This window comes from Sphaerisporangium perillae (genome assembly GCF_023276435.1).
Lineage (GTDB): Bacteria > Actinomycetota > Actinomycetes > Streptosporangiales > Streptosporangiaceae > Sphaerisporangium > Sphaerisporangium perillae.
The window spans coordinates 1-975 of the sequence record NZ_JALLPO010000110.1; the positions used below are offsets into that span (position 1 = coordinate 1).

1 protein-coding gene is annotated in these 975 nt (G+C 68.3%); it reads left to right on the plus strand.

The window, feature by feature from the left end:
* Positions 1–901 (plus strand): alpha/beta fold hydrolase (locus tag MYF83_RS42215; RefSeq protein WP_248966444.1); only part of this gene is annotated, 901 nt, incomplete at its 5' end.
* Positions 902–975: the final 74 nt, after the last annotated feature.

A 975-nucleotide genomic window follows, 5' to 3' on the forward strand; every position in this document is an offset into this window, starting at 1 on the left:
AGCACACCGCGCGGCTGCTGGCGACGTTCGACAAACTAGAGCAGGAGGCGGCCAAGTGAGCCAGAACATCCAGACCCCGCCGTTACACCAGCACACGGTCTCCTCGGCCGACGGTACGGCGATCAGCTATCAGACGATGGGCGCCGGACCGGGTCTCATCGTGCTCGGCGGCACGCTGAAAACCTCGCAGGACTACCTGCCGCTGGCCTCCACGCTGGCCCGCTCCTTCACGGTGCACATCGTCGACCGGCGAGGACGCGGCGCCAGCGGCCCTCAGGGACCCCGGTACTCGCTGCAGAAGGAAGTGGAAGACCTCCACGCCGTCCAGGCGGAGACCGGGGCACGGCTGGCGTTCGGACACAGCTACGGCGGGCTCGTCATCCTTGAGACCGCACGCTCGTTCCACCCGTTCGATCGCATCGCGGTCTTTGAGCCCGGAATGCCCTATGCCCCTGTGCCCACCGGCTGGATGGCCCCGTTCCGGGAGCGGCTGGCCGCCGGCGACCACTACGGCGCGTTCATCCACTTCGTCCAGGGTTCGGGCGGCGCGCCGGCCTTCATCACCAAACTGCCGCACTGGTATCTGCGCATGGCGTTTCGTGCCGGCTTCCGCGGGCCGGCCTGGCAGCGAATGCGGCCCCTTCTGGGGGCCTGTCTGGCCGAGCACGAGCAACTCGCAGCCCAACAGGGCCGGCTCCCCGAGTTCGCGGACGTCACCGCCCCGGTGCTGCTCCTGGTGGGCGGCCGCTCGTCGCGCGAGCACCAGGAGGGGTTCGCCGCGCACCGCGACACCCTTCCCCACGCCACACTCCAAACCATGGACGGCCTCAACCACTTGAGCCCATCGGAACGGAAATCAGGCCCGGTTGTGGCCGAGCGGGCTCTGGCGTTCTTCCTGTGATGGTTCAGCCAAGCAATCTCGTGATTGTTCCGGAGTCGGCGTTGCCCCCGACGAAACCCCCTGGTCCGTCGCAC